6 protein-coding genes are annotated in these 8,374 nt (G+C 53.6%); 2 read left to right on the forward strand and 4 right to left on the reverse strand.

The window, feature by feature from the left end:
* On the forward strand, window positions 1-233 hold a 233-nt coding region (locus P1S46_10100; GenBank protein ID MDF1536830.1), incomplete at its 5' end, for a tetratricopeptide repeat protein.
* 93 nt (window positions 234-326) lie between these two features.
* A complete protein-coding gene (locus P1S46_10105) occupies window positions 327-1,382 on the forward strand; it encodes a peptidylprolyl isomerase (protein ID MDF1536831.1) in 1,056 nt (351 codons plus the stop codon).
* A 103-nt stretch (window positions 1,383-1,485) separates the two neighbouring features.
* On the opposite strand, the gene P1S46_10110 is transcribed toward P1S46_10105, so the two are convergent.
* The 4 genes from P1S46_10110 to P1S46_10125 form a co-directional block, all read right to left on the reverse strand.
* Window positions 1,486-3,252 carry a peptidylprolyl isomerase gene (locus P1S46_10110; GenBank protein MDF1536832.1) on the reverse strand — a complete coding sequence of 589 codons (1,767 nt, stop codon included), beginning with the start codon at window positions 3,250-3,252 and terminating at the stop codon, window positions 1,486-1,488.
* A 99-nt stretch (window positions 3,253-3,351) separates the two neighbouring features.
* Window positions 3,352-3,852 carry a TlpA disulfide reductase family protein gene (locus tag P1S46_10115; protein ID MDF1536833.1) on the reverse strand — a complete coding sequence of 167 codons (501 nt, stop codon included), beginning with the start codon at window positions 3,850-3,852 and terminating at the stop codon, window positions 3,352-3,354.
* A 131-nt stretch (window positions 3,853-3,983) separates the two neighbouring features.
* Window positions 3,984-6,290, reverse strand: a complete 2,307-nt coding sequence (locus P1S46_10120; GenBank protein MDF1536834.1) for a cytochrome c3 family protein — start codon at window positions 6,288-6,290, stop codon at window positions 3,984-3,986.
* Between the two features lie 248 nt (window positions 6,291-6,538).
* Window positions 6,539-8,140: a hypothetical protein gene (locus tag P1S46_10125; GenBank protein MDF1536835.1), complete on the reverse strand. Its 1,602-nt coding sequence runs from the start codon at window positions 8,138-8,140 to the stop codon at window positions 6,539-6,541.
* Window positions 8,141-8,374: the final 234 nt, after the last annotated feature.

Consider the following 8,374-nt stretch of genomic DNA (forward strand, 5'->3'; position numbering starts at 1 on the left):
ACTTCAAGAAGCGTAACTACCCCGAAGCCATAACGTATTATCAGAAGGCGCTGTTCATAGACCCGACCTTCGCCATGTCCTACTATAACATTGCTCTTGCCAACGAGAACATGGGACAACAGATCGATGCCATTGCTAATTACGAAAAGTTCCTGCGGTTCTGGCTGGGTGATCCCAAGTACAAATCTATAGCACAACAAAAAATCTCCCGCCTAAGGCAAAACAACCAGTAAAGCGATGTTATTTTAAACTGGTAAAGCTAAGATGCATCCAGTCTGAACCAACAGTGAACCATCTCCAATAAACGCATACTTTAAGAGGGCTTTATGAAACTCAATTACATCAAGTACCAAATCTTTCCAGTATTTTTTCTGCTTTTATTCGGATTTTCTCTTCTGGCACCTCCTGTTTCTCTCGCATTCAAGACTTCAGAGGTAAACAGCGACACAAATAGGTCATCCATGGAAGTGGATGGGGCACAACCGTTCACTCTGCCTACAGTGACACTGGACGGGGAACCTATCCCGGAGAAGATCATTCTGGCCGCCCTGAAGTTCGGCGCCGTTCAGAACACTATTTTTCACGGAGAAAATAACTTTGACGCTTATGTGCAACAGAAATGGGAAAGCACTGTAAACACATTGATCCCCCGATTTCTTCTGGCCAGGGAAGGACAGCGGACCGGGATCATTATTGACGATAATCGATTTAACACCTTTATTGGCGAACGGATCGAGCAGTTTGGAGGTAAAGAGGCACTGGAAGGCATGTTTGAAACCGTCAAGCTTCCCTTTGAAGACTACGTTGCCCTTTCCCGCCAGGCGTTCGGCGCCCGCCTTTACGTAGAGAAGCTTTTTGAAAATATTATCGTTTCAGAGGAAGACGCACTTACCTACTACCAGGAAAACAAGGAGAGGTATGGAAAGCTGGGAACCCGCACCGTCTCATTTACACGCTACATTTTCCGCAAAGACCCGGTAGATATTGAATCTATTGGTGACCTTCGGGCAGCTGCATCCGATATAGGGACGAATAATACTTTGACAAAGGTCTCGGACAGATTACGGAAAAAGTATCCGGTCGACGTCACCAACATGTACGACATCGTCATCACCGAAAAGGTAACGGGCCCCCTCTGGATCGGGGCACAGGAACTTGCAAAGGGTCAGTGCGGTTATTTTCCATTCACAACAAGACCCGGCGTCAAGGAACACTACCTGATCCTGGTCAACCAGATCACCCCTGAGAACATAAGACCGTATGAGGAGATAAAAAGCAGGATCGTGAACAGGCTGGTAAAGGATCGTCAAAAGGCCATTCTGGAGCAGAAGGTCGCGGAACTGAAAGAGCGAACCCGGATCGAAATCCAGCAACCACAATAAACAACCCGGTAAAATATATATCCAAAACGTAACTGAGGCGGCCCACAAGGGGCCGCCTCAATTTGTTCATGCCATGCATCTTACACATGCCCGATTAAGCAGGTTAATGGAAAGAACCCTTGCTTGGTGAAATACCACGTATGGTCTTCCTTGCGTCCAGCCACTCCTCGATCATTTCACCCACGAGGCCGGCTTCCACAAGGTAATCAGCAGGGTATTCCCTGGCTCCCCTTTCCATGATCGCCATATTGGTTCTCTTAAGGGAATCCTGCTGAATCGAATTCTTTACCTGAGCGTATGCTTTTTCGAAAGGTTGAAGGTCTCCCCGTTTTTTGCCAAGGACTTTGTAGACAGCCCAGCCGGTTTTCTCATCCAGGGGCTTGGTTACATCCCCAACAGGGGTCATCTCGAGGGTAAGGATTGCCTTTTCAGAAAAATCTCCCTCCCGATAGGTCCCTTCCAGTACCTCAGGGCCACCTTTTGAATCACTACTTTTCACGAGTCCTTCCAGCGGTAATTCACGTTTAAGGTCTTTTGCAACATCCTCTGCAACATCTCGAGTGGCCAAACCCCGAACCCCCCTTACGCTGAATATCGCCTCTGGGGAATCTGCCTGCCCGGAGGAGTGAATATAAAAACTGAAAATTTCTTCATCGGAAGGCTCTGATTTTTTATTCATCCGGTCAAGGGCTGTCTGGACAAGGGCATCCTTCCAGGCACGATCCAGATTTTCCTTGTACTCTTTTTCCTCCAGAACACCCTGGGAAGCCGCTTCTTCACGCATGGCGAGGTCCGGCGCCACTTCCCTGATACGGCTCCACCATGTATTAACAGAGGTACTTGCCACAGCTTCCTGGCCCTTGGGCCAGAGTGTCAGGACAACCTTTTGCATCCAGTCCCAGGTGATCTCGTATTGGCCCACTGTTCCCAGTACAATGCTGCCATCTCCAGTTTCGAGGGCCTTTTCCAGGCTTCCCTCGACAGGCTTCAAGGGATATTTTTCAGGTATCTTTCCCTTCAGGGAGTCCACCGCCAGGGCTAAGAGGCGATTTTTAGCGCCCTCTACCATATTATCGATCTCTTCCGGCAACAACGGTCTTTTATCCTCCATGAAGAATATATTATAACCAAGACCGGTGGGGATGACGGTGCTTACCTCTCCCTTTTCCAGAAATTCAAGCCTTGAAATGATTTCCGCACCGTAGTGATGGGGCAAACCTGTGATAATCGGCTCAGTAAGAAGCCCACCGTTTTCTGATGCCGGCCCAACACTATGGTCCGTGGCCAGTTTTGCAAAATCCTCACCGGCAGCTGCGCGCTCCCGGATCCTCTGAGCCTCACCCAGTTCAAGGAGAACGATCTGACGTATAGTCATGACAAAGCCGGTTGACGGAACAGTAGCTCTCGCCACAGCATCGTCGATATTTACATCAGCATCCAACTTTTTGGAGTAATACTTCCCCGTCCACAGGGGGATCTTGGCCTCCCACGCTGACCGGATATCAGGAGAAACTTCCATAGATTCCTTGACAGCATCGAGGTAAAGGTAGTTCCGGTAGAGGACCGTCCTGGTGACAGCCCTGCTGGCCAGCTCCCGCGTGTCGTCCTGTTTGGGCCGGTTGTACAACCTGTCGAATACATCGCGAAGTTCCATCTTCGTAACCTTGGTCCCTTTAAAGGCGATGAGAACCGTTTCCGGGGGGGCGCTCAGCAGATCGGTTACCCTTTCCGCGGTGAAAACCTGTACCTCACCCTCAACCTCCTCGAACGGTTTAGGCTCACATGCTGTGAGAGCGAAGATAGCGCAAAGAATGGAAATAACGAGTGCAGTTATCTTAGGGACAGGGTTCCAATTGAATATGTAGGTCAATGGGTTTTCTCCAACGGTTATCAGTTTATCATCGATTAAAGGGGATGGCATAACGCCACCCCCCCGTTAATAATCAAAATCTTAGGGTTACAGGAACTGTCACTTTAATATGTCTTCTATGGCACTGTGGCTATCCGGGCTGTAGCCTGAAATGACCTGCCTTACCAAAGCTCCCTTTTCAAAGAGGACTGTGGCAGGAGTGAAGCTGACCCCGAACTTGGAGGCAATGGCGAAATCTGGGTCTACGTAAACCATCGCGCCTTCCATTTTTTTCATGTACACCTTCATCCAGCGTTCAACCATGTCCTTGCCGCCGATATCGATACTCACCAGATGGATGTTGGAACCGGGGTGGTCCTTGTAAAGCCACTTGATCTCCTGCAGACAGTTGTTGCAGGTGGTGTTGAAGAAAACAAGCGCACCGGGCTCCTTAAACAAGGTGTCCAGGCCCACGGTGGTTCCGTCAAGTTTGGTGATCATGACAGGCGGTTCCGAGGGCACTGTACTTCCGGGGGGAAAGCCGATGGCACTGGCCACAGGCACCATGGCCAACCCGATGCAAAGCACCATCAGGGCTATCAGTGAACGTTTACAATTCATGGGGTTACCTCCTTGAGCAGAGATTAAGAGGGGAGGAAGAGGGTAACACTGACACCCTCTCCCTCCCTGAAGCCAAGAGCAATATCACACGTACCTGGCTTTTTCAACTTTGCTGAAAAAACGGTTGCCCGTTATTTCGCGTGACACGCGTTGCAGAGCACAGCCTCATCAATGTATCCGCCTGTACCAGCGCCCGCCGTCTCCAGGATGTAGGTGGAACCATCCGTATCGGCATCGTGGGCCCTGTGACAGGACTCGCAGTTGATCTGGCCTGTGGAGGATCCGTCGGTGTTGGTACCAACGTGCGTGACACCGTTCTCACCGATGTTTGCATTGTTGGCAGTGACGGTTCCCATGCTGGTTGTATAATTTGGCAGAACCGGGTGTGTGGAACCGGTTCCCGGAGCTCCGCCATGGCATGAGGTACAAAGATACACAGTCGTTCCGCCATTGTCGTTGTTGCCAGCGGAGGACAGCAGCATACCGATACCGTCCAAGGTCGAGTTCTCGTTGTCAGAGTCTTCGTTGGTCCGCTCAGCAGCGTTGTAGTTGGTGCTGCCCGCATCGCTATCACCGTTGTTGGAGAATATGGCCTGCCCGGTGTCAGTCTTGATGATATGGCAGGAGGTACAGATCAGGGCCGAGTTGGCAAAACTGCCATCACTGGAGTAGTTGATGGGAGCAGTTGCACCGGCCTCGGGCGTGACAGCTGAACCGGATCCCTGGGCCCACTTGTAGTTGGCCGTGGCAATCTCACCAAGGACGTGGGTCCCGGCATCGGTGGTGTTGTGGCCTGTAAACCAGGAGGGGTTAACACCGTGACAGTCCACACACATGGAGTCGTCGGTGGCAACACCGGCCACGCCAGGGAAGGATGTAGCGTTGTTGTGGGCGCTCGCATTGGGTCCAGCGTGGCACGTCATGCAGCCCATAACGCCACCGGGGAAATCGTAGTAGTTGGTCGAGCCGGTCCAACCGGTGGGGTCGGTGGTGATCATGTTGACCATCACCTGGGTTCTGGCAGCACCACCCGCGACCACGTAGGAGGACCAATCCATGTCGGTGCCGATCTCGGTACCCGTGCCATCGGCGCGAAGATCGGTATCGCCGGTCACGGCAAAACCGGAGGGATGGTGACCAGGCTTGAAGTTGCCAGCACCGGTGCCGCTGTGGCAATCGGAACAGTAAGCAGCCTGGAGGGCGTACTCGTAGTTGGGGGGACCGACCGCGGTGTCGTCGTAGTTCGTGGCAAAGTGCATGTCGTGACACGACTGGCACACGATGACCTGGTTGGCGGCATCGGTGTTGAGCCACTTCGTACCTGCCGGCTCAGTAACATCAAAACCGGTGGCGGCGGTACCGTCGAAGGTGTTGTTAAAGGGGTGCGAGAAGGTAGCAAGAGCACCAGGGCCCGAGGTTGCGTTCGTGTAGTCGTGGCACTGGGAGCAGATGTCCGCAGATGCTGTGCCACTCGGGTCGGAGCTGTAGACTGTCAGGTCGTTATGACCAAAGTTCACCGCAAGGGTGACATCGGTCCCGGCGGCCAGACCATCGGCAACGCCGTAACCCGCATCACCCTTGCCGAGCTCGTTCCAGTGGACAACGTGACAGGTACCGCAGTTGATCTCACCGGTAACGGCAGCGCCGGCGTTGGCCTCGAACTTGGCGCCCAGGTTCCAGTGGTTACCGGTAACGGTAGGCGTATTGGCTTCCTGGGTCAGGAGTGCCCAGGTGCTGTTGAAGTCTGTGCCGTAGGCGTCAACACCGAACTGGAGCAGGTTGGCGTTGGTGCCAGCCTCGGCCAGGACCACGTTGGAAGCCGGGTGGTTCTGGCGGGCGTCGGCGCCGGCGTTGCCGCCGTCGTTCTCGTCGCGGGCCACGTGGCAATCCTCGCAGAAGGTCAGGAAGTCGCCTGCCACCAGGGCCAGGGAGCCCGTGGTGTTGGACCTGAGGAAGGGCCTGTAGGTGTTGTCGTGGATGTTATGACATGACTGGCAGCCGACGACCGCCCCCAGGGTGGCGTGGGTGCTTGTGCCGTAAACGGCATCAGTGAGAGTGGCTTCGAGGGCATCACCCCAGGACTCCAGAACCGAAAGGTCACGCCCGTGGGAACCTGACTGGAAGGGGTTGATCTCAGCGGCGTCCGTGTAGCCTGAGGCGTCGTTGTGACAGGCCCAGCAGATGGCGGCGATGGGATCGTTGTCCCACTGAGACCCGGTAGCCACGTCCGCAATGGCGGTGGGGAACAGCTTCTGACCGCCGGCACCGTGGGGGATGTGGCAGAAGGAGCAGGCGCCCTTCTGGGCCGCTCCACCCGTGTAGTCCTGGTGCAGGATCATGTTGTGACTAGAGTTTAGAAGCCCCGCGGACATGGCCGTACCGGTGCCGAAAGCCACCAGGGCCAAAACCATAAGAGCCAAAACAAGCTTGCGTTTCATAAGTTTTTCCTCCTATTGCGCTGTAAATAAATTATACTTCAAATCAATCCTCCCCAAAGGGAAGGCTTGGGGAAGGCTCCCCCTATCAATTGCCCTGAACCCGGGCACTGATTCTGTGTCCACCTCCTTTCATCTTTTGATCAGTTGTTCTTTCTCAAGCAGCTATAAACAAAAACAACGCTTCAGCTACACAGCCCTCAGCCACCCGGATCATATGGATCTGCCTGGGCCTTTCTTATAGGGCGTTTTTACTCCGTTTTTTCGGGCCTCTGGTCAGCCTGGTCCCAGAGAAGCTGGAATACGCCTATGCGCTTGGCGATCCCCTCCAGAACGAACAGGTACTTCTCGTCCTCGGAAACAGCGATCCCGCTCGGGGAGGCAATGGCCAGGTTCCCCGATTTGTCCTTATTCGTGACGCTCCAGTGAAACTCCCAGTTTCCGTCCTCGTCCTTGCGGAAAATCTGGACGTTGCTGGCCCTGATGTCGGCCGCGTACAGGTTACCCTTCTGTGTCAGGTCGATGCCGTAAATAGAGCTGAACTGCCCGATGTTGGAACCCAGGTTCCCGGTACTCTTTATCCGCTCATTACCTTCCGAGTCAAACCCCTCGATGGTGAAGATGCTGCTGATGAGAACCTCGCCATCCTTGTCGATCTTCAGGTATTTCGGGGTGTCGACTTTCCAGCGTGGCTCCGGTATTAGCTCAGCATCCGGGTCAAAGCCCACGGTCTCGATGAGTTCGCCGTCTGCAGTGTAGCGGACCAGCCTGAAGTTATCGGGATCGGAGATGATCAGGTTACCGTCCAGATCGCAGACCAGGTCATAGGGGTTGGGGTTGGCCACCTTCTGCTTGTCCAGCTTCTCCCCGTAAACCAGTTCACCGGGTTTGGGGGCTGGTATGGGGAACTGGTTCACCACGGTGCGGTTTGCAAGGCTGAGTTCCTTGATAACCCTCTGGGGCCTAGACTGGATGACGAAGACGCGGCCATCACAGACAGCAAGCCCCCTCAGGTGGTCCTCATTGGGGAAAATCTCCTCATAATCTTCCATGGTCGCCGGTGTAGTGATATTAGGGAAATAGTACAGCTTGTTGGCCGTTACCAGGGCCTCCTTCCCGAAGATCTCCATGTCGAACCCACCGAACTCCATAAAGATCTGCGTTACCTGGGTTGTGGGGACAAGAAGCCTGGGGATTTTTTTCTCGTCGGCCGCGGGAGCCTCAACTACCAGGAGCTGGGCCTCCGCCGACGGTGAAAAAGAAGAAGCCTTTCCGCTGGAATCCTTTGACTTAACGGCATATTCGTAGGTCTTGCCGGCTTCCGGGGTGGCGTCGTCGTAGCGGGTGGTGTTAACGGAAGACACCATCTTAAACTCCCCCTCACCCTTTACCTTGCGGAAAACATCGTATATGAGCGCTCCCGGTGCCGTATTCCAGCGAACTGTTATGCGCGTCTCTGACGGAAGAACCGCCAGGTTTCCCGGAGGTTCAAGAATGATGATGTTAATAAGGCTCTCAACCGAAAGGGGACTCTCGGCCCCCGCAGCATCAACGGCTGAAACCTGATATTTGTATTCTCCACCAGCCGTCGGCGCGGGGGCAATGAACTGCATCGCTATCGATTCAGTGATCTTCTTGCCGTTCATATAAACATTGTATTTCACGGCGCCGGGTATGGGTGACCACATGATAATGATCTGGGGTCCCGCCAGCATGGGGAAGCCCGGCATGAAGTTGGGCGCCGGTAATGCGGCCGAAGCCGGCTGGGGCAGCACCAGACCGCACGCCATAACGGCCACGGCGAGGAGCACCCCAAGTGCTTTAAAAGTTCCGTTCATTTTGATCCGTTTCATTGTTACCTCCTTCTTTCTCCGTCAGTGTTTACGCAAGTTTCATTCCATAAAATTGCCATTCACAGCGGAAACCTGCCAGGCATTTTATCTTTATTTTCAGCAGGTTGCCATTATCTCTCCAATTTACTGCTTATAGCTGTCCTCAAGCACCTCCGTTGTGTGTGTTAAGACTCAACATGTGGGGGAAAAAACCCATGACCCAAGTCTCGGAATGGAAACAGAATGTACCGGACT

This window comes from bacterium, from assembly GCA_029210545.1.
GTDB lineage: Bacteria > BMS3Abin14 > BMS3Abin14 > BMS3Abin14 > BMS3Abin14 > JARGFV01.